Source organism: Sphingorhabdus sp., assembly GCF_041737645.1.
GTDB lineage: Bacteria > Pseudomonadota > Alphaproteobacteria > Sphingomonadales > Sphingomonadaceae > Sphingorhabdus_B.
The window spans coordinates 1-24,369 of record NZ_JBGSRI010000032.1; the positions used below are offsets into that span (position 1 = coordinate 1).

Annotated in this window: 33 protein-coding genes and 1 pseudogene; 15 read left to right on the forward strand and 19 right to left on the reverse strand. The window is 57.6% G+C overall.

Annotated elements, in window-relative coordinates; translation table 11 throughout:
- Positions 1-328, reverse strand: a pseudogene (locus tag ACEW72_RS03825) (folate-binding protein); the annotation flags it as partial.
- 38 nt (positions 329-366) lie between these two features.
- Between ACEW72_RS03825 and pyrC the strand changes: the two are divergent.
- Entirely contained in the window at positions 367-1,404 is a 1,038-nt protein-coding gene (gene pyrC, locus ACEW72_RS03830; RefSeq protein ID WP_373475052.1) for a dihydroorotase, read from the forward strand.
- 9 nt (positions 1,405-1,413) lie between these two features.
- On the opposite strand, the gene rarD is transcribed toward pyrC, so the two are convergent.
- Both rarD and ACEW72_RS03840 read right to left on the reverse strand, forming a co-directional pair.
- Positions 1,414-2,310 carry an EamA family transporter RarD gene (rarD, locus tag ACEW72_RS03835; RefSeq protein WP_373475053.1) on the reverse strand — a complete coding sequence of 299 codons (897 nt, stop codon included), beginning with the start codon at positions 2,308-2,310 and terminating at the stop codon, positions 1,414-1,416.
- 28 nt (positions 2,311-2,338) lie between these two features.
- Positions 2,339-2,560, reverse strand: a complete 222-nt coding sequence (locus ACEW72_RS03840; protein ID WP_373475054.1) for a hypothetical protein — start codon at positions 2,558-2,560, stop codon at positions 2,339-2,341.
- A 197-nt stretch (positions 2,561-2,757) separates the two neighbouring features.
- On the opposite strand from ACEW72_RS03840, the gene ACEW72_RS03845 reads away from it, so the two are divergent.
- Complete coding sequence (locus ACEW72_RS03845; protein WP_373475055.1) at positions 2,758-3,069, forward strand: glycine zipper 2TM domain-containing protein; 312 nt, start codon at positions 2,758-2,760, stop codon at positions 3,067-3,069.
- A 13-nt stretch (positions 3,070-3,082) separates the two neighbouring features.
- Here ACEW72_RS03845 and ACEW72_RS03850 read toward each other — a convergent pair whose 3' ends face one another.
- Entirely contained in the window at positions 3,083-3,709 is a 627-nt protein-coding gene (locus ACEW72_RS03850) for a class I SAM-dependent methyltransferase (protein ID WP_373475056.1), read from the reverse strand.
- Positions 3,710-3,829: 120 nt separating this feature from the next.
- Here ACEW72_RS03850 and ACEW72_RS03855 point away from each other — a divergent pair, with 120 nt between their 5' ends.
- From ACEW72_RS03855 to ACEW72_RS03865, 3 genes are all read left to right on the forward strand, one after another.
- Positions 3,830-4,153 carry an antibiotic biosynthesis monooxygenase gene (locus ACEW72_RS03855; protein WP_373475057.1) on the forward strand — a complete coding sequence of 108 codons (324 nt, stop codon included), beginning with the start codon at positions 3,830-3,832 and terminating at the stop codon, positions 4,151-4,153.
- The gene (locus ACEW72_RS03860) at positions 4,150-5,463 is read left to right on the forward strand and encodes an MFS transporter (RefSeq protein WP_373475058.1); all 1,314 of its coding nucleotides are present in this window, start codon (positions 4,150-4,152) and stop codon (positions 5,461-5,463) included. The genes ACEW72_RS03855 and ACEW72_RS03860 overlap by 4 nt, the downstream gene beginning before the upstream one ends.
- A 230-nt stretch (positions 5,464-5,693) precedes the next feature.
- Complete coding sequence (locus tag ACEW72_RS03865; RefSeq protein ID WP_373475059.1) at positions 5,694-6,569, forward strand: LysR substrate-binding domain-containing protein; 876 nt, start codon at positions 5,694-5,696, stop codon at positions 6,567-6,569.
- Between the two features lie 204 nt (positions 6,570-6,773).
- Here ACEW72_RS03865 and ACEW72_RS03870 read toward each other — a convergent pair whose 3' ends face one another.
- Positions 6,774-7,334, reverse strand: a complete 561-nt coding sequence (locus ACEW72_RS03870; protein WP_373475060.1) for a hypothetical protein — start codon at positions 7,332-7,334, stop codon at positions 6,774-6,776.
- Between the two features lie 75 nt (positions 7,335-7,409).
- Positions 7,410-8,000, reverse strand: coding sequence for a hypothetical protein (locus tag ACEW72_RS03875; protein ID WP_373475061.1), 591 nt, complete (start codon positions 7,998-8,000; stop codon positions 7,410-7,412).
- Positions 8,001-8,210: 210 nt separating this feature from the next.
- Here ACEW72_RS03875 and ACEW72_RS03880 point away from each other — a divergent pair, with 210 nt between their 5' ends.
- A complete protein-coding gene (locus ACEW72_RS03880; protein WP_373475083.1) occupies positions 8,211-9,206 on the forward strand; it encodes a dipeptide epimerase in 996 nt (331 codons plus the stop codon).
- On the opposite strand, the gene ACEW72_RS03885 is transcribed toward ACEW72_RS03880, so the two are convergent.
- From ACEW72_RS03885 to ACEW72_RS03915, 7 genes are all read right to left on the reverse strand, one after another.
- The gene (locus ACEW72_RS03885; protein ID WP_373475062.1) at positions 9,201-9,701 is read right to left on the reverse strand and encodes a pyridoxamine 5'-phosphate oxidase family protein; all 501 of its coding nucleotides are present in this window, start codon (positions 9,699-9,701) and stop codon (positions 9,201-9,203) included. The two genes, ACEW72_RS03880 and ACEW72_RS03885, sit on opposite strands and share 6 nt — an antisense overlap.
- An 82-nt stretch (positions 9,702-9,783) precedes the next feature.
- Entirely contained in the window at positions 9,784-10,077 is a 294-nt protein-coding gene (locus tag ACEW72_RS03890) for a putative quinol monooxygenase (protein WP_373475063.1), read from the reverse strand.
- A gap of 20 nt (positions 10,078-10,097) precedes the next feature.
- Positions 10,098-11,276 (reverse strand): acetyl-CoA C-acyltransferase, encoded by a 1,179-nt coding sequence (locus ACEW72_RS03895; RefSeq protein ID WP_373475064.1) that lies wholly within the window; start codon positions 11,274-11,276, stop codon positions 10,098-10,100.
- 24 nt (positions 11,277-11,300) lie between these two features.
- Positions 11,301-11,759, reverse strand: coding sequence for a MaoC family dehydratase (locus ACEW72_RS03900; protein ID WP_373475065.1), 459 nt, complete (start codon positions 11,757-11,759; stop codon positions 11,301-11,303).
- Positions 11,760-11,874: 115 nt separating this feature from the next.
- Complete coding sequence (locus tag ACEW72_RS03905; protein ID WP_373475066.1) at positions 11,875-13,089, reverse strand: mechanosensitive ion channel family protein; 1,215 nt, start codon at positions 13,087-13,089, stop codon at positions 11,875-11,877.
- Between the two features lie 93 nt (positions 13,090-13,182).
- On the reverse strand, positions 13,183-14,547 hold the full coding sequence (locus ACEW72_RS03910; protein ID WP_373475067.1) for a putative O-glycosylation ligase, exosortase A system-associated: 1,365 nt from the start codon (positions 14,545-14,547) through the stop codon (positions 13,183-13,185).
- Positions 14,540-14,719 (reverse strand): hypothetical protein, encoded by a 180-nt coding sequence (locus ACEW72_RS03915; RefSeq protein WP_373475068.1) that lies wholly within the window; start codon positions 14,717-14,719, stop codon positions 14,540-14,542. The genes ACEW72_RS03910 and ACEW72_RS03915 overlap by 8 nt, the downstream gene beginning before the upstream one ends.
- A gap of 101 nt (positions 14,720-14,820) precedes the next feature.
- Between ACEW72_RS03915 and ACEW72_RS03920 the strand changes: the two genes are divergently transcribed.
- Both ACEW72_RS03920 and ACEW72_RS03925 read left to right on the forward strand, forming a co-directional pair.
- Positions 14,821-16,044, forward strand: coding sequence for a TIGR04063 family PEP-CTERM/XrtA system glycosyltransferase (locus ACEW72_RS03920; RefSeq protein ID WP_373475069.1), 1,224 nt, complete (start codon positions 14,821-14,823; stop codon positions 16,042-16,044).
- A 29-nt stretch (positions 16,045-16,073) separates the two neighbouring features.
- Complete coding sequence (locus ACEW72_RS03925) at positions 16,074-17,000, forward strand: hypothetical protein (RefSeq protein ID WP_373475070.1); 927 nt, start codon at positions 16,074-16,076, stop codon at positions 16,998-17,000.
- A gap of 31 nt (positions 17,001-17,031) precedes the next feature.
- Here the strand turns inward: ACEW72_RS03925 and ACEW72_RS03930 are convergent, their stop codons facing one another.
- Together ACEW72_RS03930 and ACEW72_RS03935 are read right to left on the reverse strand one after the other, a co-directional pair.
- On the reverse strand, positions 17,032-17,322 hold the full coding sequence (locus ACEW72_RS03930) for a hypothetical protein (RefSeq protein WP_373475071.1): 291 nt from the start codon (positions 17,320-17,322) through the stop codon (positions 17,032-17,034).
- Entirely contained in the window at positions 17,319-17,525 is a 207-nt protein-coding gene (locus ACEW72_RS03935; RefSeq protein WP_373475072.1) for a hypothetical protein, read from the reverse strand. Before ACEW72_RS03935 ends, ACEW72_RS03930 begins: the two co-directional genes overlap by 4 nt.
- 120 nt (positions 17,526-17,645) lie before the next feature.
- Here ACEW72_RS03935 and ACEW72_RS03940 point away from each other — a divergent pair, with 120 nt between their 5' ends.
- Together ACEW72_RS03940 and ACEW72_RS03945 are read left to right on the forward strand one after the other, a co-directional pair.
- Positions 17,646-18,284, forward strand: coding sequence for a helix-turn-helix transcriptional regulator (locus ACEW72_RS03940; protein WP_373475073.1), 639 nt, complete (start codon positions 17,646-17,648; stop codon positions 18,282-18,284).
- A gap of 55 nt (positions 18,285-18,339) precedes the next feature.
- Positions 18,340-19,026, forward strand: a complete 687-nt coding sequence (locus ACEW72_RS03945) for an MBL fold metallo-hydrolase (protein ID WP_373475074.1) — start codon at positions 18,340-18,342, stop codon at positions 19,024-19,026.
- Between the two features lie 4 nt (positions 19,027-19,030).
- Here ACEW72_RS03945 and ACEW72_RS03950 read toward each other — a convergent pair whose 3' ends face one another.
- Positions 19,031-19,429 carry an MAPEG family protein gene (locus ACEW72_RS03950; RefSeq protein ID WP_373475075.1) on the reverse strand — a complete coding sequence of 133 codons (399 nt, stop codon included), beginning with the start codon at positions 19,427-19,429 and terminating at the stop codon, positions 19,031-19,033.
- Positions 19,430-19,626: 197 nt separating this feature from the next.
- On the opposite strand from ACEW72_RS03950, the gene rpmF reads away from it, so the two are divergent.
- From rpmF to ACEW72_RS03975, 5 genes are all read left to right on the forward strand, one after another.
- On the forward strand, positions 19,627-19,803 hold the full coding sequence (gene rpmF / locus ACEW72_RS03955; RefSeq protein ID WP_160353816.1) for a 50S ribosomal protein L32: 177 nt from the start codon (positions 19,627-19,629) through the stop codon (positions 19,801-19,803).
- 22 nt (positions 19,804-19,825) lie between these two features.
- A complete protein-coding gene (plsX, locus tag ACEW72_RS03960) occupies positions 19,826-20,851 on the forward strand; it encodes a phosphate acyltransferase PlsX (RefSeq protein ID WP_373475076.1) in 1,026 nt (341 codons plus the stop codon).
- On the forward strand, positions 20,848-21,816 hold the full coding sequence (locus tag ACEW72_RS03965; RefSeq protein WP_373475077.1) for a beta-ketoacyl-ACP synthase III: 969 nt from the start codon (positions 20,848-20,850) through the stop codon (positions 21,814-21,816). Before plsX ends, ACEW72_RS03965 begins: the two co-directional genes overlap by 4 nt.
- Before the next feature lie 94 nt (positions 21,817-21,910).
- Positions 21,911-22,201 (forward strand): integration host factor subunit alpha, encoded by a 291-nt coding sequence (locus tag ACEW72_RS03970; RefSeq protein ID WP_373475078.1) that lies wholly within the window; start codon positions 21,911-21,913, stop codon positions 22,199-22,201.
- A 6-nt stretch (positions 22,202-22,207) separates the two neighbouring features.
- Entirely contained in the window at positions 22,208-22,561 is a 354-nt protein-coding gene (locus tag ACEW72_RS03975; protein WP_373475079.1) for a MerR family transcriptional regulator, read from the forward strand.
- A 179-nt stretch (positions 22,562-22,740) separates the two neighbouring features.
- On the opposite strand, the gene ACEW72_RS03980 is transcribed toward ACEW72_RS03975, so the two are convergent.
- The 3 genes from ACEW72_RS03980 to ACEW72_RS03990 form a co-directional block, all read right to left on the reverse strand.
- On the reverse strand, positions 22,741-23,265 hold the full coding sequence (locus ACEW72_RS03980) for a GNAT family N-acetyltransferase (protein WP_373475080.1): 525 nt from the start codon (positions 23,263-23,265) through the stop codon (positions 22,741-22,743).
- A complete protein-coding gene (locus tag ACEW72_RS03985) occupies positions 23,262-23,807 on the reverse strand; it encodes a histidine phosphatase family protein (protein ID WP_373475081.1) in 546 nt (181 codons plus the stop codon). The genes ACEW72_RS03980 and ACEW72_RS03985 overlap by 4 nt, the downstream gene beginning before the upstream one ends.
- A partial coding sequence (locus ACEW72_RS03990) for a helicase C-terminal domain-containing protein (protein ID WP_373475082.1) occupies positions 23,804-24,369 on the reverse strand: 566 nt, incomplete at its 5' end. The genes ACEW72_RS03985 and ACEW72_RS03990, both read right to left, overlap by 4 nt.

Here is a 24,369-nt window from a genome sequence, read left to right on the forward strand (position 1 = left end):
GGTCGCCTTCGCCTTCGGGTGACCAAAAGACGCCGAGCCCGTCGTCCACGCCAATCGCGATCTTGCGCCGCAGACGGTATATGGACAGCCGCCGCGCCAATGCCTCTGCCTCGCGCGCCTCGCAATCGATCAGGATATCCGCGCCCCCGTCCCACAGGATGAAATCGAACAAGGCCTTGCCCTGCGGGGTGAGCAGGCCGGACCACGCGGGCAGGGGGCCTTTGCTGTCCTGCGTCACCAGACCTTGCAGAAATCCGCGCACATCTTCGCCTTCCTCGGTGGGTGAGAGGCGGAGGACAGAGCGATCGAACAGGCGGGGGTTGGACATGGGTGACAGATAGGGTCCGCTTCGCCTAAAGGGAAGAGATGACTGACAGCTTGACGATCCGCCGCCCCGACGACTGGCACCTCCATTTCCGCGATGACGCCGTGATGAAGGGCGTTGTCCCTTACACCGCCCGCCAATTTGCCCGCGCCATCGTGATGCCGAACCTGTCGCCGCCGGTGACCAGCGTCGAAGACTGCGCCGCCTATCGCGACCGGATTCTGGCGGCGGTGCCCGATGGCGTGGATTTTACGCCACTGATGACCGCCTATCTGACCGACGATGTGCAAGGCGACGAACTCGCGCAGGGCTTTGCATCCGGCGTGTTTACCGCGGCCAAGCTCTACCCCGCCCACGCCACCACAGGCAGCGCGCATGGCGTGACCGACATCGCGCGCATCATGCCCGCGCTGGAAAAGATGGCGACAATTGGTATGCCCTTGCTGATCCACGGCGAAGTTACCGACAGCCATGTCGATATTTTTGACCGTGAGGCGGTGTTTATCGAGCGCACTTTATCAGGTCTGGTCCGCGACCTGCCCGAACTGAAGATCGTGTTCGAACATATCACCACCGCCGATGCCGCCGCCTTTGTCGACGCATGCGGCCCGAATGTCGCCGCGACAATTACGCCGCAGCATCTGCATATCAACCGCAACGCGATGTTCGCAGGCGGCATGCGGCCGCACGCTTACTGCCTGCCCGTTGCCAAGCGCGAAGCGCACCGGCTGGCCCTCCGCAAGGCGGCGACATCGGGCAGCGTCAAATATTTCCTCGGCACCGACAGCGCGCCGCACGCCAAATCGGCAAAGGAAAGCGACTGTGGGTGCGCGGGCATTTTCAACGCACCTTATGCGCTGGAAAGCTATGTTACCGTCTTTGACGAAGAAGGTGCGCTCGACCGGTTCGAGGCCTTTGCTTGCGAGAACGGTCCGCGCTTTTACGGCCTGCCCTTGAACGAGGGCACAATCACGCTGACCCGCGGGGAGAGCGCTGTGCCGGATACCGTCGACGCCAATGGCACCAATATCGTTCCCTTCCATGCAGGCGAAACGCTCGGGTGGGTATATCGGGGCTGACGCTTTCCCCTAAGCCTTGCCCGCGCGGTAGGTTCGCAAGGCGTCGATACAGAAGATGGCGATGCCGATCCAGATCAGGATGAAGCAGGCGAGTTTGGTCGAACTGAGCGGTTCGTTGTACACGAACACCCCGAGCAGAAATCCGATGGTCGGCGAAAGAAATTGGACGAAACCGAGGCTGGCGTAGCTCATCCGCCGCGCTGCCGTCGCGAACAGCAATAAGGGGATGGCGGTCACTGCGCCTGATAATATCAAAAGCCCTGTTGTTGCCCCGTCATCGCCAAAGCCGCCGGTGCCATTGGTCGCAAACCATATAACCGCTACGAGCGACAATGGGGCCAGCAAAGTCGTTTCCACGGCCAGTCCGGGGACCGAGCCCACCGGTGTTATCTTGCGGATCAGGCCATATATTCCAAAACTGCACGCCAGCGACACTGATACCCAAAATGTATCGAGCGCATCGCCGATCAATATCGCAACCCCTAATGCGGCGACTGCGACCGCCACCAGTTGCATGGGCAGCAAGCGTTCACCCAGAAACATCCGGCCTAGCAGGACATTGACCAGCGGGGTCAAATAATAGCCTAGGCTCGCCGCCAATATATGGTCGGTCGACACCGCCCATATAAAAATCAGCCAGTTGAGCGCGATCAGAATTGCCGATGCGATGAGATTGCGTAAATGGGCGCGGTGTCGGAAAATGGCCGCATATTCGCCCAGTTGCGTCCGAAAATACATGATGACCAGCAAGAGCGGGATTGACCATAAAATCCGTTGCGCGACAATTTCGGCAGGCGGAACATGGCCAAGCAATTTGAAATAAACGGGGACAAATCCCCATATCAGATAGGCGGCCAGGGCAAAGGGCAGGCCGTTGGGCGGCGGGGTTTCGCTTTTATCGGTCATGCTGTCCCCGTTCTAGCGGGCACGCGGCTTAAATAATGCCGCCGCCGATCCACAGGCGCAGCGCGCAAATGGCCATCACCACGAGGCAGAAGTTGCGGCCTGCGTTTTTTTCCGAAACAAAACCGAATATAGCGCCGACGCCAGCGATCAATATAATCAACCAGTTCAGCCAGCCGAGCAGCGGAATGAAACCGATGACAGCAAGAATGAGAGCGATAAGTCCGAACAGAAATGCGATGATGTTAGCCATGGATTGTCTGTGCGACCTTTTTGCCCGGCAGGCAAGTGTCGCATAGAACATTTTCGGCGAACTTCCGTAGAGGGCCGATGAACATCTCTCAACGCAAGTACCGCCCATTTCATCCTTTTCTGAACAGGTCGTGCAACAAAGGTTCAGCCTGAGTTGTTAAGAGTCGGTTCGCCGTATAAAATGAAAAAGGGTATATAATGAAAAAAATTGTTCTTCTGGCCGCAATTTTGGCTGTCGCCACGCCTGCCACCAGCGCACTTGCGCTGAAAAAAGACCGTCAGGCCGAACGTATCGACGAAGGTGACCGCATCTGGAAAGGTCGCAACGGTACATATTATTGCAAGCGCAACGATGGTACGACCGGGTTGATTATCGGGGCCGCTGGCGGTGGTTTGCTGGGCCGCGCAATTGCGGGAAGCGGTGACAAGACAGTTGGCACCATATTGGGTGCGGCTGGCGGAGCTTTATTGGGCCGCCATATCGAGCGGAAAAATTACCGCTGCAAATGAGTGCAGTCTGGATTCATTCTTTCCAGCCCCAAAACAAATGGCATGGCGGGACGTTTCTTAATGCATAGCCTTTGTCGATGTTGCGGAAATAAGGTGCCATGAAAGCACGGGCGCGGGCGCGGTACTGGTACACCAGAAACGCCCCGCCCGGCCGCAATGCCTTGGCCGTATTTTCTGCAATGACCGGCCCCAGATTGTCCGGCAAAGTCGAAAAAGGTAGCCCCGAAAGAATGTAATCGGCGTGTTTGAATCCGAACTGCGCGATAATATCGTTCACGCAGGCCGCAGACCCGTGGACCGCAATGAAGCGGCTGTCGCGGATATTCTTGCGGAGATAATCGATAAAATCGGCATTGAGATCGATCACCAGCAAGGTCGCATCGGGCCGCAGACGATCGAGCACCGGCTGGCAAAATGTCCCGATGCCGGGGCCATATTCGACAAACAATTTGGTATTGCCCCAATCCACCGGCGCCAGCATTTTGGCAACCGTGTGGTGCGAAGACGGAATGATCGCCCCAACCATCACCGGATGCTTCAAAAAGCCTTTCATAAACACCCCCCACGGACCCAAAAAGCGGTTCAGGCGCGCCTTTGCACGGTCGAGCAGCGGCTTTTTCGCAAAGGTGGACAGGGGCATTTAACAGTTCCATTACAGTTCCGCGACCTCGCAAATCGCGACGGCGATTGCAACTGCAATCGGTCAAAATAAGTTTTCGACGGGTTGCAACGCCTGATAAATAGGTTCTATGCCCTGCGCATGGGCAAGCTTCCTTTAGGTACGATATCCGTGATTTTCATCGCACAGCGGACCGGTAATGACGACGAGGGCTATGCCGCCGCCGCAACCGCGATGGATGCCTCGGCGGCGCAGCAGCCGGGCTATATGGGTATGGAATCTGTGCGCGGTCATGACGGCCTTGGGATTACGGTCAGCTATTGGCGCAGCGATGCCGATGCCAAGGCGTGGCGCGATCACCCCGAACACGCCGCCATTCGCGATGCAGGGCGCGACCGTTGGTACACCAGTTATACCCTGCACGTCGCGCAAGTCACCCGCAGTTATGACTGGGAAAAATCATGAGCGCCGTCCCCGCCATTTCCAACAGCCGCGTCGTCGTCCTGTTCCTTGTCATGCTGGTCGCTGCCGCCGGTAACACGGCGATGCAGTCGGCACTGCCTGCCATAGCCAGCGAACTGCAAATGCCCGATGTGTGGGTCAGCCTGGCGTTTAGCTGGTCGGCCTTGCTGTGGGTGATTACCGCGCCAAAATGGGCAAGAATGTCCGACCGTCGCGGCCGCAAGCAGTTGATGAGCGTTGGCGTGATCGGTTTCATTGCATCTATGGGGCTGTGCGGGGCGGTGTTGTGGATTGGGCTTGCGGGCTGGATCGGACCCGTGACGACTTTTGTCCTCTTCGCCTTGTTCCGCAGCCTGTATGGCGGCTTCGGGTCCGCTGCGCCGCCCGCGGTTCAGGCCTATGTCGCTGCCCGGACAGAGCGGGAGGAGAGGACCAAGGCGCTGTCGATGCTGGCATCTTCTTTTGGCGTTGGCACTGTCATTGGCCCGGCGGTGGCGCATTATCTGTTGTTCCCGCCGTTCGGCCTTGCCGGCCCGCTGATCATGTTTGCCGCTTTCGGGGTTGCCGTGCTGGTGGCGTTACACGTGAAGTTGCCCAATGATACGCCCAGATTTGCGGCGCGCGGTGCGGTTGCGGCTTATCCCAATTCGGCATCGATGAATTCGCCCGAACCTGAACAGGCCGATGGTCAGGCGCTCGATTCGGTTCTGCCCGACACAGAAGTGCGCCTGCCGTGGCGCGATGAACGGATGTTGCCCTGGTTGATTGCCGGGCTGATTGGCGGCCATGCACAAGCGATATTGCTGGGCGTTGTCGGATTTCTGGTGCGCGACCGGCTCGGCCTTCATGATCGTCCTTGGGAAGCGGTGCAGGCCGGTGGATCAGTGATGCTGATCGGTGCGATGGCGACGCTGCTGGCCCAATGGGGCTTGATTCCGATTCTGTCACTGGCTCCGCGCAGTTCGGTTTTGCTGGGGTCTGTACTCGCCCTGATCGGGGTCGGTCTAACCGGTGTCAGTCAGGATTTTTACGGCATCAGCACCGGCTTTGCGATTGCATCTTTGGGGTTCGGCCTGTTTCGGCCAGGATTCACGGCGGGCGCGTCGCTCGCCGTACGACGGCACGAACAAGGCGATGTCGCGGGCAAAATCGCTTCGATCAGCGGTGCGGCTTATATTGTTGCACCTGCGATAGGAGTGGCGTTGCTTGACCTTTGGGAACCTGCAACCTTCATCCTGACCGGAGCCGCGTTGCTGTTCCTGATTCTGTGGGGACGGCGGGCGTTGGTGGTACAATCATCTGAAAAACCATAAAAAAAGGGTCGACCGGAGCCGACCCTGAATAAGTTTTTAGGAGAGGATGCCTATAAGGCATGTTCGATATGCCATCGTTTCAATTATTGTGCAAGTGCGAACAATGCAATTTAGGTTGCGTAAAGTGCAACTGCATAATAGGGATTTCTGAACGAAAAATCGCGTGCTTTGGGCCAATGCGATGAAAAACCTGTATTTGTTGCGCCGCGACAATTCTCTAGGAGGTTGTGATGCGTCGTTTACCCCCCTTGCGCTCTCTCGAAGCATTTTTGCGTGTTGCAAAACTCGGCTCGGCCAAAGCCGCCGCCAGTGAGCTTTCGTTATCCCCGCCCGCGCTAAGCCGACGCATAAAGGGCCTTGAGGATTTCATCGGAAAGCCGTTGTTTGACCGGCGCGCGCAAGCAATGGTCATCAATGCTGATGGCGAGGCTTTGCTGGCGGCGGTGGAACCCGCGATGGATGCAATGGCCGAAGCGGTCGAGGAACTGGCCGGGCGCGGCGGTGAATATCGGCTGCGACTCGGCGTCCTGCCCTTGTTCGGGACCCATCGGCTGGTTCCCAAGCTGCCTGCATTGCGTAAAGCATTTCCCAAACTGCACATCGATGTCGATACATCCGGCCACGCCGAAAACCTATTGGGCGATGTCGTCGATGCCGCCATCATCATCGCGGCGGACGTAGACCCCAAATTATACAGCGTGCGGCTTGACCGGAATGTGGTGTTCGCGATTGCGTCCGAAGAATGGGCCAGGGAACAAGACATCAAAACCCCGGCAGACCTGAGTAAACATACCGTCATGGTGCATAGTGATATGCCGATGATTTTTGACGCATGGCGTGAAGCAGTCGGCCAGCCGCGGCTGAAACCGCTGGCCATCGACACCATCGACAGTGGCCAGTTGATGCTGGAGGCGGCGGCGAACGGGCTGGGCGTTGCAATCATGCACGGCAGCCATTTTTCCGACGCCCGCGACCCGCGCCTGACGCGGCTGTTCAATATCGAGGTCGAAAGCCCTTATAGCTATTGGTTCGTGTGTCGCCCGCGCGCGCTCAAGCAACGGGCGGTCAAGATTTTCCACGACTGGCTGTTAAAATCCGGAGTGTGATGGCGGCCGCCGAGCCCCTCTCCAACTGCGCCTAGGCCTGTCGGCCAGGCTTCGTATCCTCTCCCCTGAAGGGGAGAGGTAAAGCGGTATTCCCCTCTCTCCTTTAGGGGAGAGGTACGCAGTCTTATGGCTTTAGCCATTAGACGAAGTGGAGAGGGGGAGGTCGCGCGCGAACCTCACCGTCGCTGCCCCTCCCCTTATTTCCTAAATATCGCCGTCGCCAAATTGGACGAAGTCGACCTCGCCATTGGTGGCGCCGCAGGTGAATTCATCATCATTATCGTTGCCGCCTGACACGCGCCCTTCGACGCGCCAGCCTGCTCCGTCGCGGGTGACATTGCGGATTTCGTCTACGCGCGCGCCGTCCCTTTGCGCTGCGCTTGTGCAAGCCTCGACCGCGCTCGCAACATCGTTCGAGCGCCCGGCGTCTTGCCTCGTTTCGCGATCATTATCCGGTTCAATCTCATATGAGCGGTCCTGGGTTGGATAGCGATTATCATCCTGCCCGTTCTTGCTGCTTTTGCTCGCGGCATCGGCGACGATCGCGATACCGGCCAATATGGCTATGCCCGCCAAAATGTCACCGCCATCGACACGGTCGCGGTGTCGATAGCGGTGACGTCGGCCCCAGCCATCATATTCGCCGGCGGATTTCAGAACGGAGTGCCCCCGATCCAATGAAACCGCCGCCATGGCTGGAGTGACCGATGTTGCCAAAATCGCGGCTGTGCCAATGGCCAGCGCGCTTTTGTGAAAATGTCCCATTTTTATGCCTCCTGTTATTTTGATTGAATAATGGGAACAGCCGCCCTCGTTACCGAAAGCGGCTGTCGCCCCAAATTAACGCCAGCGATCAAGCCCGCTATAGTCGATGTCGACAACCCGTCCGCGTTCGACATAGCAGGTAAACCGGCCCTTGTCGTAGCCACGGTTATAGCCGCCCTGATATCCTCCGCCATAGCGGCGGCCGTCGCGGTCGTCACGGTTGTAGCCATCATAACCCCGGTTATTCCCGCGCCAGCCATCCTTCACGACTACATTACCCTTGACGCGATAGCCGTAACGGGTGCGTTCAATGTCACGGATCTGGGTAACGTCGGAACGGCTATACCGGTTGGCCCAGTTTTCAACGCCATTCACGCACAGGTTCACCGCAGACCGGCCACCGCCATAGCGGTTGTTGTAGCCAAAGCCCGCACGGTTATAGTCATAATTGTTCCCACGGTCATAACGACGGTCATATCCGCGGTCATTTTCCGATGCGGCAATAACAGCGGCCAAACCGCCCAGAACAACCGCACCGGCAATCACTTCACCGGCACTGATATTGTCACGGTCATACCGGTCGCGCGCCTGTGCAGGTGCGGATACACTTACCAAAGCTGCAGCAGCAGCTCCGGCGCTTAGCAAGCTTTTGGTCAGAATATTCATCGTCATTCTCCTTTGCCGGTACGGGGGATTTCCCGCCTGACAGGGACTGAATAAGTGATTCGTCGTTGCACGATCCTGAATTGACTTGTCAGCTTTCGTTCAGAAAACTCCCATGTTTTATGAACAGAAATACCAAGTGAGGGTAAACCCGGCTTGCATTGGTCCGTTTATATGGCCAGTCTGCATTCGGACACAAAAGTGGGTGGGGCGATGTCTTTACGTATAAGTGCTGCAATTGAGCGCTGGCCGGTGGCCGGGCAGTTCATCATCGCGCGCGGCGCGAAAACTTTTGTGGATGTTCTGGTTGTCGCGGTGAGTGACGGCAACCATGTTGGATTGGGCGAAGGTACCGCAATCTATTATCGCGGGGAAACGGCGGAAAATTGCCTGGCACAGGTCGAAGCTGTGCTGCCTGCGCTTGAGCCGCTTGACGCAGATGAGGCCCGTAAGCAGGTTCAGCATCTTCTTCCCGCAGGCGCGGCGCGTAACGCTCTCGATTGTGCGCTTTGGGATTTGGTGGCCAAAGCGGCATGCCAGCCACTGTGGCAATTTGCGGGGCTGAAGCATCCGCCCCGGCCACTCCTGACGGCCTTTACGATATCGCTGGGCGAAGCTGCCTTGATGGAGAGAGATGCGGCTAATGCGGCGGCGAAAGGTTTCGGGCTGCTGAAGCTGAAGCTGACCGGCGAGGACGATTACGCCCGCGTCGCTGCTGTCAAATCGGGTGCGCCCGAGGCTCGGCTCATCGTGGATGCCAATGAAAGCTGGGGACATCTCGATATCGCTGCCGAAGCAGCGGCACTTGCGGATCTGGGGGTTGAGATGATCGAGCAGCCGGTGCCTGCGGGACAGGACGCGTTGTTGGCTGGCGTCCGGGCACCTTTGCCTTTGATTGCGGATGAAAGCTGCCACAGCGCAGCCGATGTTGCCCGTCTGGCACCTTATTACGACGGAGTGAACATCAAACTCGACAAGGCAGGCGGGCTGACGGAGGCGTTGAAGATTTCGGCGGCAGCGAAGGCCGCCGGCATGAAGACTATGGTTGGATGCATGCTGTCGACCAGCCTTGGCATCGCGCCTGCTTTTCTGGTTGGACAGGACGCCGACTGGGTCGACCTTGATGGTCCTGCGCTGCTCGCCGAGGACCGGGACGCAGGCTTTATATTTGCGGGCGGGAAGATATCCCCGCCCGCAGATAATTTATAAGCTCACTTCTGCGACCTTGTTCTTGTAATCCTCTTTCGGATCGATCCCGAGCAGCATCTTGATGCCTGCAACGACGCTTGAAGCATCGATCCAGATTTCGGCATTTTCAGGGTCGAGACGGATCAAAGCGATCTTGGGATCGTCCTTGCCATCATACCAGGCCGCGACAAAACGGTTCCACAGCCGATCGATAATCGCCCGGTCGCGCGTCGTCGTCAGCGTTCCGTGTACCGTCGCCCACACGTCATGCCCTTTCGAGGTAAAGTGCGCCATGGCGCGGGCTTCCTGTGTGATTTTCTGATACAGTCCGCTTTCCGTTGAAGTGAAAAACCAGATCGGACCGCTGTAAAGATTGCCTTCCAGCCCTTCATCATCGAGTTGCGCGGTCATTGGCCGTGCATGGCCATCCTCGCCTTCGGCAAGGTCAAGGAACATGGTCCTGTCGGATTTGAGGGCCTTCCAGAATTTTTCCTTGATCTCGAGTTCATTCGTCATTGCTTGTCTCCTTTGGATAAAAGGAAACAAGCAATTCACGAAGCTGTTCCCGACTAGTCGGGTATTTCTCAAAAACTTACTGCTAAAACGCGTCGAGATACTCGATAACGGGGGCGGCCGCCAAACAGGGTGCCAGTTTAAGACCCGCAGCTTTAAAATATTCGGTTTTGCCGTGCGTATCCAACGCAGCCTGATCAACATAGCGTTCCAACACCTTGTAGATCTGGGCATCCGTTTTGGACCGGGTCAGCGAATAGAATTCGTTGCCTGGTTCATTCGCACGTACGGCCGCGGCCAACTCGGCAAACACGGCTTCAAATTCGCTGTTCTTTCCTTCGGCGACGGTCAGCGTCGCGATCACCCCTATGGCAGACATATTGTTTTCCTTTCAGGAAATCAGAAAATTTCGAACAGCCCTGCCGCGCCCATGCCACCGCCGACGCACATTGTGACGACGCCATATTTGGCACCGCGGCGCTTGCCTTCGATCAGGGCGTGGCCGGTGCAACGTGCGCCGGTCATGCCATAAGGGTGGCCGATCGAGATCGAGCCGCCATTGACGTTCAGCAGTTCACCCGGAATGCCGAGCTTGTCGCGGCAATAAAGCACCTGCACAGCAAAGGCTTCGTTCAGTTCCCAGATGCCGATATCGTCCATCTTCAGGCCAAAACGCTGCAGCAGTTTCGGAATGGCGAAGACAGGGCCGATACCCATTTCATCGGGCTCGGTGCCGGCGACGGCCATGCCGACATAACGGCCGAGCGGATTGAGGCCCTTCTTTTCAGCGACTTTGGCTTCCATCAGCACGCTGGCCGACGAACCGTCGGACAACTGGCTGGCGTTGCCGGCGGTGATGGTCATGTCGGGGCCAAGCACCGGCTGAAGCGCCTGTAGTCCTGCCAATTGGGTGTCGGCGCGGTTGCCTTCGTCCTTGGCAATGGTGACTTCTTTCTGGCTGACTTCGCCGGTTTCCTTGTTGGTCACATTCATGGTGGTGGTGACAGGCACGATTTCGGCGTCGAAATAGCCGGCGGCCTGAGCAGCAGCGGTACGTTGTTGCGACTGGAGGGCATATTCGTCCATCGCATCGCGACCGATGCCATAACGCTTGGCAACCACTTCGGCGGTTTGCAGCATTGGCATATAGACATTCTGGTGCATCGCGATCAGGTCGCGGTCGGGGGCAACCCGCATTTCCTTGGTCTGCACAAGGCTGATCGATTCCTGGCCACCGGCGGCCATGATGTCGACATTGTCGACGATAATCTGCTTGGCTGCCGTCGCGATCGACATCAGGCCCGATGAGCATTGGCGATCCATGGTCATGCCGGATACCGTGATCGGCAATCCAGCGCGCAGAACGACCTGACGGGCGAGGTTGCCCGCCTGCGTGCCCTGTTGCAGCGCGGAGCCCCAAAGGACGTCGTCGATTTCGCCGCCTTCGATACCGGCGCGCTCGACCGCGGCTGCCAAAGAATAGCTGCCCAGTGTCGGGCCGGATGTGGCGTTAAATCCGCCGCGATAGGCTTTGCCAATGGCGGTACGGGCGGTGGAGACGATTACTGCATCACGCATGGGGGTGGTTCCTTGAAATTAAGACTATACGAAAAACTGGCTGATCCATTCGGCCTGAAGGGCAGGTTTGTCCTCGCCTTCAATCTCGACGGTGAATTCAAGCGTCTGCTGCCATTGGCCGGGGCGCTTTTCGACAAGCTCAAGCAGCTTGAAGTGGCCGCGCACGCGCTTGCCGGAACGGACGGGCGCGAGAAAACGGGTTTTATTGCCGCCATAGTTGACGCCCATCTTCACGCCCTCGATACGGGGGCTGTCTGATTTCGCGGACATCACAGGGAACAGCGATAATGTCAGAAAGCCATGCGCGATCGTGCCGCCGAATGGCGTCATCTTTGCCATCTCTTCGTTGACGTGAATAAACTGGTGATCGCCGGTGGCGTCGGCAAATTTGTTGATCATTTCCTGATCGACCAGAATCCATTCGGATGTCCCGATTTTTTCGCCGACTTTGGTCGCGAGTTCGGCTGGGGTGATGGTGGTCATAAGCAATCCTTCTCCAATATATTTTGCAGCATCGTGGCCCGATTAAACCGGCATTACAAGCCTCAAGCTTTTGCCGTTACGGCATGCTTGGCTTGCAAACCCGCATAGAGGTGCTTCAGCTTTTCGGGACGGCACCGGCGGGTGAGCGTCCTGACGATTTTGCGGGTCGCTTTACTGTAAGTGATTCAGGGATGGCAGCGTATGGCATAATCATCGTACCATCTGGCGCAGCAGTGAAAGTTGTTTGCGTTGGATAAGCAAATTCAATGTTTTCGGCGGCAAACCGCCGGATGATTTCCAATCCAATAACGTGCCTTTTTGCATAGGCCACGTCGACATCGTCGCTCATCACGTCGAAAAGTAGTTCGAAGTCAAGCGAGCTTGCTCCGAAATTCACAAAGCTCCCGCGAATGAAAACCGAATCATTTGCTTCGACGATTTCCCTCAATATGACTGGTACTCGATCTGCCGTGTCGGTCGTTGTCTGATAGACCACGCCCAAATGGAATGTGATCCGTCGGTACACTGTGAGAGTGTTATTCGTAATTTCCTTCTCTAAAAGCTTGCCGTTGGCAATAATTTTTTCTTCCCCGGTAAGTGCGCGTAGGCGCGTGCTTTTCATACCGATCTTTTCGACCCTTGCCGTTGTTGTGTCGTAAGAAATAACGTCACCGCGCCTGAACGGCTTGTCGAAGATAATCGAAATAGCCGCGAACAGGTCGGAAAATATCCCCTGCGCGGCAAGGCCGATGGCGATACCACCGACGCCAAGTCCGGCCACCAGACCGGTTACATTGACGCCCAGATTGTCGAGAATGACGATGGTGGCGATTGCGAAGAGTGCAAAGCTGACTGACAGACGGATCAGAACCATCGCGCTCGCCAGCGTATCGCGTTCATGCTGGCCTTCGCTCACGCGCCGTTCGATCAGGCCGAGAATGATCTCGCGCAGCCACACCGCGATCTGGATAGTGACCGCGATAGTGAACAAAACATCCACAAAGCGGGTCAATGCCTCGGGCGCATTGGCGGATCGGTTGACGACCTCGACCGCGACCATCACACGGAAAAATTTGCTGGTCCGTGCCAACGTGCGGGCGATGATCGATTTCAGTTCGGCGCGCTGTTCGCTTTCACGCGCGATCTTGGCCGCGACGCGCTTGAGCCAGCTAAGCAGGAGGAACACGACCACGGCGGCGATCACGGCGAGCCCAAGTTCCACGGCATTGCCCTGCACCCAAGCCACAAGCGCGGTCCAATAGGATTCAAGGCGGGGGATTAAGGTATCGGGGTCAAAGCGTGGGGGTGGCGTAGGGGGCGGTGTAGACATGTGCTGGCTTTACGGAGGTTCGTCGACCTGCACAATGCAAGTTGTCGGGCTTTGCTCTTTTGCGTGTGGGTTTTGGGACAGTCCCCAAACCCCTTATCCCTGCGCCAGTTTGCTCCGGCCGGTCAAAGGCAGCCACGCAGCTTCCTTGCGGCGCCGTGCCAGATAGGTGTCAAAACCGATCTGCAGGGCGATAAGCATGTAGAAAAATGTCTGGAACGCGATGCCCACAAACAGCGAGCCGACCAGATAGACGATCTGGCTGTTCTGCAAGGCGGTGGCGAGCGGCGCGACCCAGGCTTCGTCGGGGCGGTTCCGTTTGCGGTAAAGGCGGCTTATGACTTCCATCCGCCAGACGCCGCCGAAATGGATGATGAGCCACATGAGAAGCCCGGGAAAGCCCTGTTCCCCCAGCATTTCGAAATAGCTCGAATGGAAGGCGCGGCCCTCGTCGACCACTTCACGCACCGCTGGCAGATCGGCAGGCAATGGCGCGTCGGGATTGGCACGTTGTTCCATATCGTAACGGATGCGGTTCTGGCGATAGACATCAAAGCCGCCGCCCAGCGGATGTTCCTTCACATATTCCCATGTCCACGCCCAGACGGCGAGGCGGGTGGAGGCGGATTCGTCGGCTTTGTAATTTTTGATGGTGTCAGCGCGGTTCGTGAAGCTGGACGGCAGGAACGGCACCGCCGCCAGCCCGACCAGCGCGACCGCGCCGAGATAGAGCATCCGGTGCCGGACATAGCGGAGCAATAATATGCCCAGCACCGCAATGCACACAATGCCCGTGCGTGCCTGCGTGCCTACAGGGATCAGCAGGCAGGCGAAGATCAGGCATGCGGCATAGACGCGCACTTTCCACTCGGGTTTGAAAATCGTCCCATGCTTGGCGAGCCAGAGGATCAGCGGGATGATCGTGATGGCGACGCACGATATGATGCTGCCTTCGAACAGGCCGCTATTGTCGTCGACCAGGATCACCAGCGACCCATAGCCGCCGCCACCCGCCGCTGTTTTGATGCCGCCGGTTACGATCAATGTTGAAACACACAGCACCAACGTCAACACCGTGGCTTCGATCCGCAGCCGTGTGTGCAGTGTCAGCGGCAGGAATGATGCAAATACCAGGGCTTTCCACACCCAATTCCATTTATCGAGCGCCGCAACCGGTTCGACCGCGACCGTAGTGGTGTACCCGCAATACCCCAGAAGCAGGATCAGCAGGAGCCAGCGTGGTGATATGCGTACATTTTTTTTATCGTCACCAAGGACGAAACCCAGAAAGGCCAGCGCGAATAGAATCAGCGACAAGGGCACCGAGTTCAACAGGAAATAGCTGAGCCGCTGCGGCGAGACTATGTCCACATAGGCATAGACAAGCGTGAACAGGAACGGCCGCTTCAACGCCAGCAACATGATAAGCACGATGTAAGCGACAAAGATCAGGTCACGCATCAGGCACTGCTTTTCGGGTAGCTGAAACCGGACGATTGCGCTGTCCAAATCCGGTGGGCTTTTCATCCTGGACTGGCGGATCTTCGTGATCGAGATCGGGTCTGTTCATCAGGCGCCACAAAGCGATGGCGAGCAGGACGTGACTCAGTAATATCGAAAAATTGTCGATCATCGGGGTTCCATCCCCATCGCCCCGAATTCGCACATCATTGCGGCGTTATATCCGCAGCGGGTTGACGCCACGTTAATCCTTTTATGGCAGGGATTTGGCCCATGTCGCGCATTCTTCATGTTCTCGATCACAGCCTGCCGCTGCACAGCGGATACACGTTTCGCACCCGCGCCATTATGAAGGCGCAGGTCGTTGCCGGTTGGGAAGTGGCCGGAATTACCGGCGTTCGCCAATATCAGCATGGCCAGATACCCGATAGTCTGGATGAAACCGTCGAAGGCCTGAAATTCCACCGCACTTTGGCGGCTGTTTCCGGGCCATCGCCGCTGCGTGAATGGCGTGAGATCGCGGTGCTGGCCGACGCCATCGTCGCGCTTCATGCAAAATGGCCTTTTGATATTCTGCACGCCCATTCCCCCGCACTGAACGGGTTGGCCGCAGCGCGTGCCGCGCATCGTTTAGGATTGCCACTGGTCTATGAAATACGCGCCTTTTGGGAAGATGCCGCCGTCGGGAATGGCACCGGAAGCGAAGGGTCGGCGAAATACCGGCTGACCCGTGCACTCGAAAATTATGTGATAAGCCAGGCCGATGCCGTGGCGGTCATTTGCGAAGGATTGAAGAACGATCTCGTCACCCGCGGTGTAGCGCCTCAGAAAATCACGATCTCGCCCAATGGTGTTGATCTGGAACTGTTCGGATCGCCAACGCCCGCCGATGCGGAACTGGCCGCCAACCTTGGCCTGACCGGTAAGGATGTGATCGGATATATCGGCAGTTTTTACGATTATGAAGGGCTCGACGACCTGATCGCAGCGATGCCGCTGATGAAGAATGAGGCGCATTTGCTGTTGGTTGGTGGCGGCCCGATGGAAGAAGCGTTGCGAGCGCAATCCAAGGCGTCGCCGTGCGCCGACCGGATCCATTTTGCCGGTCGCGTATCGCATGAACAGGTCGAGCGTTATTACAGCCTGGTCGATATACTGGCCTATCCTCGCAAACGCATGCGGCTCACCGATCTGGTCACGCCGCTGAAACCTTTGGAGGCAATGGCGCAGGGGCGGCTGGTCGCAGCGTCCGATGTGGGTGGCCATAAGGAATTGATCGAGCACAATAAAACCGGCACCTTATTTGCCGCCGATGATCCGCTTGATCTGGCAAAATCGATCAACAGGCTTTTCGACAATCGCGCCAATTGGGATGACATCAAGGCAACCGCTCGACAGTTCGTGAACGAAGAACGCAGTTGGCATAAGAATATTTATCGTTACGATCCTGTTTACCATTTGCTGATAGGGGATAAGGCAATTGCTCGCGCTGCGTAACAGCACGGGCGACTCAACAGGATGAATAGATGTCAAAAGCAGTCTCAAATAGCCAGATAAGAGCCATAATGCTTGCGATGGCCGGGGCGATAATTGTGTCTGTAACCATCATGTTCCTGCCCGTTCGATTGTTGGAAATTGCCACAGGATCAACCGGCCTTTCGGAGATGATTCCCGCGGCACGCGCACCTTTGGGTGACACCGCGCGCGCGCTTTTTGCTTTTGGGGCAGGTGCGTTTACGTTGGCGGTGCTGGTCTATGCACTTCTGCATTTCGGCACTGCATCGGTAAAGCGTATCGAGGTTGAAGAACCAATACCCGATTGGGCGAATGAGCCAGAAGACGCGAAAGTAGCGTCGCGTTTGGCGCGCTTGAAAATGCCCAGCCTGTCCATTCCTAAAATGCCATGGGTGCATGATGACAGCGACATAACCGAGCTTTCGGATCTACCCAAATTGCGGAACGGTGACACCCATCCGGACGCACCTCCGCGCCGTCCGTTGTTCGCCAACCAGGATTTGCCGGTTATCGATCTTGCTGAAATTGCAACGGAAATGACGCCAGACCCACAGTCTGAAATAGTTGTGGACGAAGCCGCAGCAGTTTCTTCAGATCCGGTCATGGTATCGCCATTGTCGGTCAAACAGGATATCGAGCCGACATTGGCCGAGATGGTGGCCCAGCTTGAGGCTGCAGTGGCCGATCGGCAAAAGCAACTTACCGAACTGGAAATCGTGGCGACGCAACTCGCGTCGCGAACAGTCGTGCAGCCCGTGCATGATGATATTGCCGATATTGAAGAAATCGCGGAAGTGGATGTGACGTTCGAACCCACACGCGATGGCCGACCTTCGTTGGAGATCGTGCCCGATTTCGTGGTCAAGGATGATGATATGGATTCCGCCCTTGCCGCCGCGCTCGCAACCCTGAACCGGATGAACGGGACGGCGCGGTAATAGATTCCTTCTGACGAAAAACCGTCCCGCGCTAAACATCCAACACCAACATCGCGATCACCAAGGCACCAGCCCCCGCCACTTCCGCCTCCACGGCGATATCGGCGACAATCTGGCTATGCAGGCTGAATGCGTGATCCTCCAGAATCCGGGCAACCTCCTCCGTCTTGCACGGCGCATCGGGCGTGTAAGCCAGTGACATTTGCACGCCGGAAAAGGTCAGGCTGAACCATGGCCGTTCCTGCGCCAAACGCCATTGCCCATGCGGTAACAGCCGCTCCAGTTCGCGCAGCAACTTTGGCAGACTCTTGCCGCGACTCATGCGGCTTTGTTCCGGACTATTTGATCGGTGGAAGGATATGCCGCGATGTACTGGCGCAATTTTAACTCCATTTCGGGTCTAACTTCCCGGCCCATCCGCATATCGAGTACAAGTCGCGGGTCATGCGCCGCCAACCGGCCAAATTTTGTGGGGGGCAGGTTCTTTTCACGTAAAAAACGCTCAACCAGATGTTTTATGTGCATGACTTCTCCTCCGAGTGCGACCGGGTTTTGCTTGCCCGAATCATTTGGAACAAATAAAGAACAAATGTGATAGGAGAAATCCTACAAGTCTAGGAAATTTCCTTCCGGTTTGGAGCAAATATGATGGATGACGACCCGCGTGCATTTCTGGATCGGCTAATCGTTCAAAGCGGTGACGATTATGCGGGACTTTCCAAATTGGTCGGTCGCAATGCGGCCTATATCCAGCAATATATCAAGCGGGGCACGCCCAAGCGCCTGCCGGAAATCGAACGCGGCATATTGGCACGCTATTTCGGGGTGGACGAACGCTTGTTGGGCGGCGTTGCGCCCTTGTCGGCCAAACCGGAGATGCGGCTTATCCCCAAACTCGCCGTGGGTGCGTCGGCTGGGCCGGGGGCCATGAACGATGTCGAAACACTGGCCGGAAAGATCGGCTTTGACGAAAAATGGCTACGCAAACAGGGGCTTGATCCTGCGAACCTCTCGCTGATCCGTGTCGATGGCGAATCGATGGCACCGACCCTGCATCACGGGGACGATATCATGGTCGACCGTAGCATTACCGCTGCCGGATTTCGCGATGGTATATTTGTTATCCGGCTGGATGACGTTTTGATGGTAAAACGGCTGGCGAAAGGTCCGGCGGGCCGCTTGTCCGTGCTGTCGGACAATCCTTCTTATCCCGACTGGTCCGACATCGCCGGTGCGTCAGTTTCTATCGTAGGAAGGGTGGTTTGGACCGGGCGGCGGCTGTGAAGGCCTGTCTCGTAAAGGGTTGCAAGCGGTGCACCGCTTCGCCACATAGGGTTTCATGGCAAACGTAACTTCCTCCGGTAGCAGACAACCCCCGCTAAAAGCCGTGATTATTCCGGTCACCCCGTTGCAGCAGAACTGCACGCTTTTCTGGTGTACTGAAACGAACAAGGCCGCTCTGGTTGACCCCGGTGGCGATCTCGACAAGTTGAAGGCGGCGGTGGCGCAAACCGGCGTGGAACTGGAAAAGCTTTTGGTGACGCACGGGCATTTGGACCATTGCGGACAGACCGGAATGCTGGCCAAGGAACTGGGCCTGCCGATCGAAGGCCCGCAGGAGGAAGACCGCTTCTGGATCGCCCAACTGGACGAAGATGGGCCCCGTTGGGGGATGGAGGCGCACACGTTCGAGCCCGACCGGTGGCTGAACGATGGCGATACGGTCACCGTCGGCAATCTGACGCTGGATGTCATCCATTGCCCAGGCCACACGCCGGGCCATGTCATATTCTACCACGCGCCAAGCCGTCTGGCGATTGTCGGCGATGTATTGTTCCAAGGGTCGATAGGCCGCACCGATTTCCCGCGCGGCAACCACGCAGATCTCATCAACGCTATCACCCAAAAGCTATGGCCCTTGGGTGATGACGTGACTTTCATTCCGGGCCACGGCGCGACCAGCCAGTTCGGTTATGAACGCAAAAATAATATGTTCGTCGCCGATGACGTTTTGGCCGCGCGCTAACCTATTACAGGACGGTCGCGTAGACCGCCCACAGGGCCCAGCCGGCAAGGCCGAGCAGGGTCAGCATAGTAATCAGCGTGCCGACCATACGGCCTTTGCCAAAGGCACCGCCGTCCATGCCAAGGCCATGCGCCAGACGCCCGACGATGTAGAGGATACCCACACCCCATAGCCAGTTACTCGTTCCTGCGGTCGCTTCCAATGCGGCGAGCAGGATCAGCACAAAGGGTGCGCTTTCTACGAAATTTGCATGGGCGCGCATCCGCCGGATGACAAATTCATTGCCGCCATCGCCGACCGAAACGCTTTCCTTGGTGCGGGCCTGACCACAGCGGATCATCAGCCAAAGGTTTACGAGCGCGGCGCCCGCTGCGATGGTCAGTGTTACGGGTAAACTCAACATATATACTCTCCCTGTTCGATGCGTGGGCTTAACTGCTATCTCTCGGCTTGCAAAGCACAGAAAAAGCGGTATAGCGCGCCGCTCACACGGACATGTGCGGTGAACTAAGGCTGATTCTGGCGATTGCTTGCTTCGACCAGCCTTTTGACCTATCATGTACCAGAACTTATTGATTTTGAAATGGAACAGGTGCCGAGATGGCTGTCCCCAAAAGAAAAACATCCCCTTCAAAGCGCGGCATGCGTCGCAGCCACGATTCGCTTAAAGTTGCCGCATTCCAGGAATGTGCAAATTGCGGCGAATTGAAACGCCCGCATCATATGTGTGACGCATGTGGCCACTATAACGGCCGCGAAGTGATGGCGGTCGCTTAATCCTTAATCGGGAGAATTGCTGGTGTCATTGAAACCGCGTATCGCAATTGACGCGATGGGCGGCGATGAAGGCGTTCCCGTGATGTTGGCAGGTGCAGCATTGGCGCGGCACCGGCACGACAGCTTCGAATTTCTGCTGGTCGGCGATGAAACCCGAATCAAGTCTGCACTTGATAAGCACCCCAATTTGCGCGCGGCGTCGGAAATATTGCACGCCGACGTTGTCGTCACCGGCGATGAAAAGGTCAGTCAAGCGTTACGCAAGGCGAAAACCAGTTCGATGGGGCTGGCTATCAACGCTGTCAAAGAAGGCCATGCCAGCGCTGCGGTCAGCGCCGGGAACACCGGCGCGCTGATGGGAATGGCGAAACTGGCGCTCCGCACGATGCCCGGCATCGACCGCCCCGCGCTTGCCGCGCTGTTACCGACATTGAAAGATACCGATGTGGTGGTGCTCGATCTGGGCGCCAACACCGAATGCGATGCCCGCAATCTGGCCCAATTTGCGGTGATGGGTGCGGCCTATTCGCGCATCATCTTCGGATTTGAACGACCCAAGGTGCGCTTGCTGAATATTGGCACCGAAGAAATGAAGGGCACGGATGAACTGCGCGACGCCGCCCAATATCTGCGCGACGCCAGCGGCCTGCACATGGATTTCCAGGGCTTTATTGAGGCCGACAAGATCAACCGTGGCGAATGCGATGTCGTCGTATGTGACGGATTCACAGGCAACATCGCGCTAAAGGCGATTGAGGGGTCTGCGCGATTCGTCACCGACCTGTTGCGCCGCGCCTTTACCAGCTCGCTGCGTTCGAAATTCGGCTTTCTGGTGTCCCGCCCCGCGACTGAGCTGCTCCGGCATCATCTTGACCCCAACAACCATAATGGCGCGGTGTTCATGGGTTTGAACGGGGTCGTCGTCAAAAGCCACGGCAGCGCGACAAGTAACGGCGTTGCAAATGCGGTCCAGGTTGCGGCGCGGCTCGTCGAAGAAGACATCACCGCGCGGATCGCCCAGGATCTTGCGCGGGTGCAAATAGGATGACCGCAACCGCGCTTCGCGCCGTAATCAAAGGCACAGGTTCGGCACTGCCCAGAACCCGTGTTTCCAACGCCGATCTGGCGGCGCGGGTCGATACATCCGATGAATGGATTACCGAGCGCACGGGCATCAAGTTCCGCCATATTGCCGAGCCTGACGAAACCACCGCGACACTGGCCACTGCCGCATCGCGCAAGGCGCTTGAAGCCGCGGGAATGACTGCGGCGCAGATTGACCTGATTATCGTGGCGACCGCAACGCCGGACCAGACCTTTCCGGCATCGGCGACGATCGTGCAGCATGCACTGGGTTGTAACGGCTGCGTGGCGTTTGATGTGGCAGCGGTGTGCTCGGGCTTTCTCTATGCCTTCTCGGTTGCCGAAAGCATGATCCGCGCAGGTTCGGCAAAAAATGCACTGGTCATAGGTGCCGAAACATTCAGCCGCATTCTGGATTGGGACGACCGCACAACCTGCGTTCTTTTCGGCGACGGCGCTGGCGCGGTGGTCTTAAGCGGTGAAGTCGGGGTGCGCGGGGCGCTTGCCACACGGTTGCACGCCGACGGACAGCATAACGAGCTGCTTTATGTCGATGGCGGCCCTTCGACGACCGGCACAGTCGGCAAGCTGCGTATGAAAGGCCGCGAGGTTTTTCGCCATGCCGTGACCAATCTGGCGAGCGTGATGCACGAAACGCTTGATGCGGCCGAATTGACACCAGACGAAGTCGATTGGGTCGTCCCGCATCAGGCCAATGCCCGCATCATTGATGCTACCGCCAAAAAATTGGGGCTTGATCCTGCCAAGGTAGTGCTGACCGTTGATCAACACGCCAATACATCAGCCGCCTCTGTTCCACTGGCCCTTGATGTCGCTATTCGCGATGGCCGGATTAAATCCGGCGATATTGTGGTGCTGGAGGCGATGGGCGGCGGATTTACATGGGGCGCTTCTGTTGTCCGGATGTAGGACAAATTTTTGTTTATCGCCATTTTACAACGCAATATTTTTGTTTTAAGGTCGTTACTTCTCACAGGCGGGTCGCACGTCGGGAGACGCAATTATGGCAGAAGCAGGTACTTTGACGCGCGCAGATTTGGCAGAAATGCTCAATAGGCAGGTAGGCTTATCGCGGGCGGACGCCGCCGGTATGATAGAATCGATTCTGGAACATATGACGACGGCTTTGCTTGACGGCGAAAATGTCAAAATTTCGGGATTTGGTACATTCGTCCTGCGCGACAAAAGCGAACGTATCGGCCGCAATCCAAAAACCGGTATCGAAGTTCCCATCACCCCGCGCCGCGTGCTAACTTTCCGCGCCAGCCAGGGTATGCGGCAAAAAGTGAAATAATAGCCAATGACGGGAAAGTCCGCCGACGCCTTACGCAATATTGGTGAAATGGCCGAAGTGCTTGGCGTACGCACCCATATATTGCGCTATTGGGAAGAACAGTTCCCGATGCTGAAACCCTTGACGCGCGCCGGCGGACGGCGGCTTTACCGGCCAGAGGATGTGGCGTTGCTGCACACGATCCACCGACTGCTGCACAGTGAAGGCTATACGATTAAAGGTGCACGGAAATTTCTGGTGTCGGGCGATGCCAAAGATGCGCCGGTAGCGGCTCATGAACCCGCCGCTGCACGTGCGGTAGACATGACCGCCCTACGCGCCGTCCGCGACCGTTTGAGCGCAGCCCTCGCGGCGGCCTGAGGGGGCCTCTCTCCAACTGCGCCTAGGCCTGTCGGCCAAGGCTTCGTATCCTCTCCCCTGAAGGGGAGAGGCCAAGCGCTATTTCCCTCTCTCCTTCAGGGGAGAGGTACGCAGTCTTATGGCTTTAGCCATTAGACGAAGTGGAGAGGGGGAGTTCGCGCGCAAGCTCCCCCCCAACCTCATTCCGTCAGGGACTTTGCATACACCCTGTCCTGAAACACCACATCACCGACCATGAACACGGTCTCGCCAATATGGATGAACCCAGCCCGTTCGTAAAACGCCAAGGCGCGGGCATTGCTTTCGTACACCGCGAGCAACAGGCGCTTTGCCCCGCGATCGCGCGCGACCTGGACGGCTTGTGCCATCAGGTCCCGGCCATTGCCCCCGCCTTGCCAAGGACCGAGCAGGTAAAAACGTTTCAGCTCCCAGTCGCCGTCCTGCTGGAATTGCGGATGGGTCGGCGGAACCAGCATGGCGTAACCCACAGGCGCGCCAAGCGGCGTTTCGCCCAGCACGATATCGACGTCCGCCTGCGCTAGCTTCGCTGCATAATAATCCGCGCTGTGCTCTGCATCGAGATGCTCGATGAGTGGTTTGCCCGGATGGTCGAAGGCGAAGGTCGAAAGGAAGGTCGCTGCGCCCAGATAGGCGAGGGCCGCGGCATCGTCGGGTCCGGCCTTGCGCCAGATTACCGGCGTCATTCGTCCTCGGGCCCCAATTCGGTATCAAGGTCACGCGGGCGGATGAAGTGGGTCAGACGTCCGCATTTGCGTTCGATATCGGCCCAGCTGTCGATGTCCAGTTCCATCCGCGCAATCGCGGCGGTGGGGTATTTTTCCCACACCAGATCGCGCAAGGGCGAGCTGCCGTCGTCAGGGACAATGTCGAACACCAGATCTTCCATCCCCGGATTATGTCCGACCATCATGACGTCCTTGAATTCGTTCGACCGGTCGCGCAGCACGTCCATCAGCGTGGCGGAGGAGGCAAGGTAAATTCGCCGGTCCCACGTCGCGTCAATGCGTTCGCCCGTGCCTTTGACGAACTGGTCGATGGTATCGATAACGCGAACGGCGGGGCTGGCAACGACATGGTCGAATGTCAGGCCGTTTTCCTTGACCCACTTGCCCATGGTCACCGCCGCCTTTTCACCGCGCTTGTTCAGGGGGCGGTCGAAATCGCGAGGGATTGTGTTGTCCCAACTTGATTTGGCATGGCGAAACAGGGTCAGGGTCAGCGTCAAATGGGGTTACCTTCTTGCAGGGTTTCCGGAACTTCCTGCCGCATATTTGTTACGGGGGAAAGACCTGATTTTATTGCCGCGACCGCCTGTTCCAATGTGACCCGCCGGACCGAGGTTCCGGCCGGGAAGGCGGTGAGCAGGCGCGAGGGAACGGCCGATGACAGCAGCACAAAATGCCCCTTGTCACCGGCGCTGCGGATTAGGTGGCCAAAGGCCTGTGCCAGCTTCGCGCGGATAATGCGGTCGTCATAATCGGTGCCGCCATAAGACAGCCGCCGCGCGCGGTGTAAAATGTCGGGGCGGGGCCAGGGCACTTGCTCCATCACCACAAGGCGCAATGACGCGCCGGGCACATCCACCCCGTCGCGCAAGGCATCGGTGCCGAGCAGGCTGGCATGGGGATCGTCGCGGAAAATATCGACGAGGGTTCCGGTATCGATGGGGTCGATATGCTGCGCGTAAAGCGGCAGGCCATCGCGCGCCAGACGGTCGGCGATCCGCGCATAGGTCGACCGTAACCGCCGGATCGCGGTGAACAGGCCCAGCGCACCGCCGCCTGACG

Excerpts from the sequence above, each read along its gene's own strand:
- pyrC (WP_373475052.1), top strand. The coding sequence starts at position 367 with ATGACTGACAGCTTGACGATCCGCCGCCCCGACGACTGGCACCTCCAT.
- rarD (WP_373475053.1), bottom strand. The coding sequence starts at position 2,310 with ATGACCGATAAAAGCGAAACCCCGCCGCCCAACGGCCTGCCCTTTGCC.
- ACEW72_RS03840 (WP_373475054.1), bottom strand. The coding sequence starts at position 2,560 with ATGGCTAACATCATCGCATTTCTGTTCGGACTTATCGCTCTCATTCTT.
- ACEW72_RS03845 (WP_373475055.1), top strand. The coding sequence starts at position 2,758 with ATGAAAAAAATTGTTCTTCTGGCCGCAATTTTGGCTGTCGCCACGCCT.
- ACEW72_RS03850 (WP_373475056.1), bottom strand. The coding sequence starts at position 3,709 with ATGCCCCTGTCCACCTTTGCGAAAAAGCCGCTGCTCGACCGTGCAAAG.
- ACEW72_RS03855 (WP_373475057.1), top strand. The coding sequence starts at position 3,830 with ATGGGCAAGCTTCCTTTAGGTACGATATCCGTGATTTTCATCGCACAG.
- ACEW72_RS03860 (WP_373475058.1), top strand. The coding sequence starts at position 4,150 with ATGAGCGCCGTCCCCGCCATTTCCAACAGCCGCGTCGTCGTCCTGTTC.
- ACEW72_RS03865 (WP_373475059.1), top strand. The coding sequence starts at position 5,694 with ATGCGTCGTTTACCCCCCTTGCGCTCTCTCGAAGCATTTTTGCGTGTT.
- ACEW72_RS03870 (WP_373475060.1), bottom strand. The coding sequence starts at position 7,334 with ATGGGACATTTTCACAAAAGCGCGCTGGCCATTGGCACAGCCGCGATT.
- ACEW72_RS03875 (WP_373475061.1), bottom strand. The coding sequence starts at position 8,000 with ATGAATATTCTGACCAAAAGCTTGCTAAGCGCCGGAGCTGCTGCTGCA.
- ACEW72_RS03880 (WP_373475083.1), top strand. The coding sequence starts at position 8,211 with ATGTCTTTACGTATAAGTGCTGCAATTGAGCGCTGGCCGGTGGCCGGG.
- ACEW72_RS03885 (WP_373475062.1), bottom strand. The coding sequence starts at position 9,701 with ATGACGAATGAACTCGAGATCAAGGAAAAATTCTGGAAGGCCCTCAAA.
- ACEW72_RS03890 (WP_373475063.1), bottom strand. The coding sequence starts at position 10,077 with ATGTCTGCCATAGGGGTGATCGCGACGCTGACCGTCGCCGAAGGAAAG.
- ACEW72_RS03895 (WP_373475064.1), bottom strand. The coding sequence starts at position 11,276 with ATGCGTGATGCAGTAATCGTCTCCACCGCCCGTACCGCCATTGGCAAA.
- ACEW72_RS03900 (WP_373475065.1), bottom strand. The coding sequence starts at position 11,759 with ATGACCACCATCACCCCAGCCGAACTCGCGACCAAAGTCGGCGAAAAA.
- ACEW72_RS03905 (WP_373475066.1), bottom strand. The coding sequence starts at position 13,089 with ATGTCTACACCGCCCCCTACGCCACCCCCACGCTTTGACCCCGATACC.
- ACEW72_RS03910 (WP_373475067.1), bottom strand. The coding sequence starts at position 14,547 with ATGCGTGACCTGATCTTTGTCGCTTACATCGTGCTTATCATGTTGCTG.
- ACEW72_RS03915 (WP_373475068.1), bottom strand. The coding sequence starts at position 14,719 with ATGATCGACAATTTTTCGATATTACTGAGTCACGTCCTGCTCGCCATC.
- ACEW72_RS03920 (WP_373475069.1), top strand. The coding sequence starts at position 14,821 with ATGTCGCGCATTCTTCATGTTCTCGATCACAGCCTGCCGCTGCACAGC.
- ACEW72_RS03925 (WP_373475070.1), top strand. The coding sequence starts at position 16,074 with ATGTCAAAAGCAGTCTCAAATAGCCAGATAAGAGCCATAATGCTTGCG.
- ACEW72_RS03930 (WP_373475071.1), bottom strand. The coding sequence starts at position 17,322 with ATGAGTCGCGGCAAGAGTCTGCCAAAGTTGCTGCGCGAACTGGAGCGG.
- ACEW72_RS03935 (WP_373475072.1), bottom strand. The coding sequence starts at position 17,525 with ATGCACATAAAACATCTGGTTGAGCGTTTTTTACGTGAAAAGAACCTG.
- ACEW72_RS03940 (WP_373475073.1), top strand. The coding sequence starts at position 17,646 with ATGATGGATGACGACCCGCGTGCATTTCTGGATCGGCTAATCGTTCAA.
- ACEW72_RS03945 (WP_373475074.1), top strand. The coding sequence starts at position 18,340 with ATGGCAAACGTAACTTCCTCCGGTAGCAGACAACCCCCGCTAAAAGCC.
- ACEW72_RS03950 (WP_373475075.1), bottom strand. The coding sequence starts at position 19,429 with ATGTTGAGTTTACCCGTAACACTGACCATCGCAGCGGGCGCCGCGCTC.
- rpmF (WP_160353816.1), top strand. The coding sequence starts at position 19,627 with ATGGCTGTCCCCAAAAGAAAAACATCCCCTTCAAAGCGCGGCATGCGT.
- ACEW72_RS03965 (WP_373475077.1), top strand. The coding sequence starts at position 20,848 with ATGACCGCAACCGCGCTTCGCGCCGTAATCAAAGGCACAGGTTCGGCA.
- ACEW72_RS03970 (WP_373475078.1), top strand. The coding sequence starts at position 21,911 with ATGGCAGAAGCAGGTACTTTGACGCGCGCAGATTTGGCAGAAATGCTC.
- ACEW72_RS03975 (WP_373475079.1), top strand. The coding sequence starts at position 22,208 with ATGACGGGAAAGTCCGCCGACGCCTTACGCAATATTGGTGAAATGGCC.
- ACEW72_RS03980 (WP_373475080.1), bottom strand. The coding sequence starts at position 23,265 with ATGACGCCGGTAATCTGGCGCAAGGCCGGACCCGACGATGCCGCGGCC.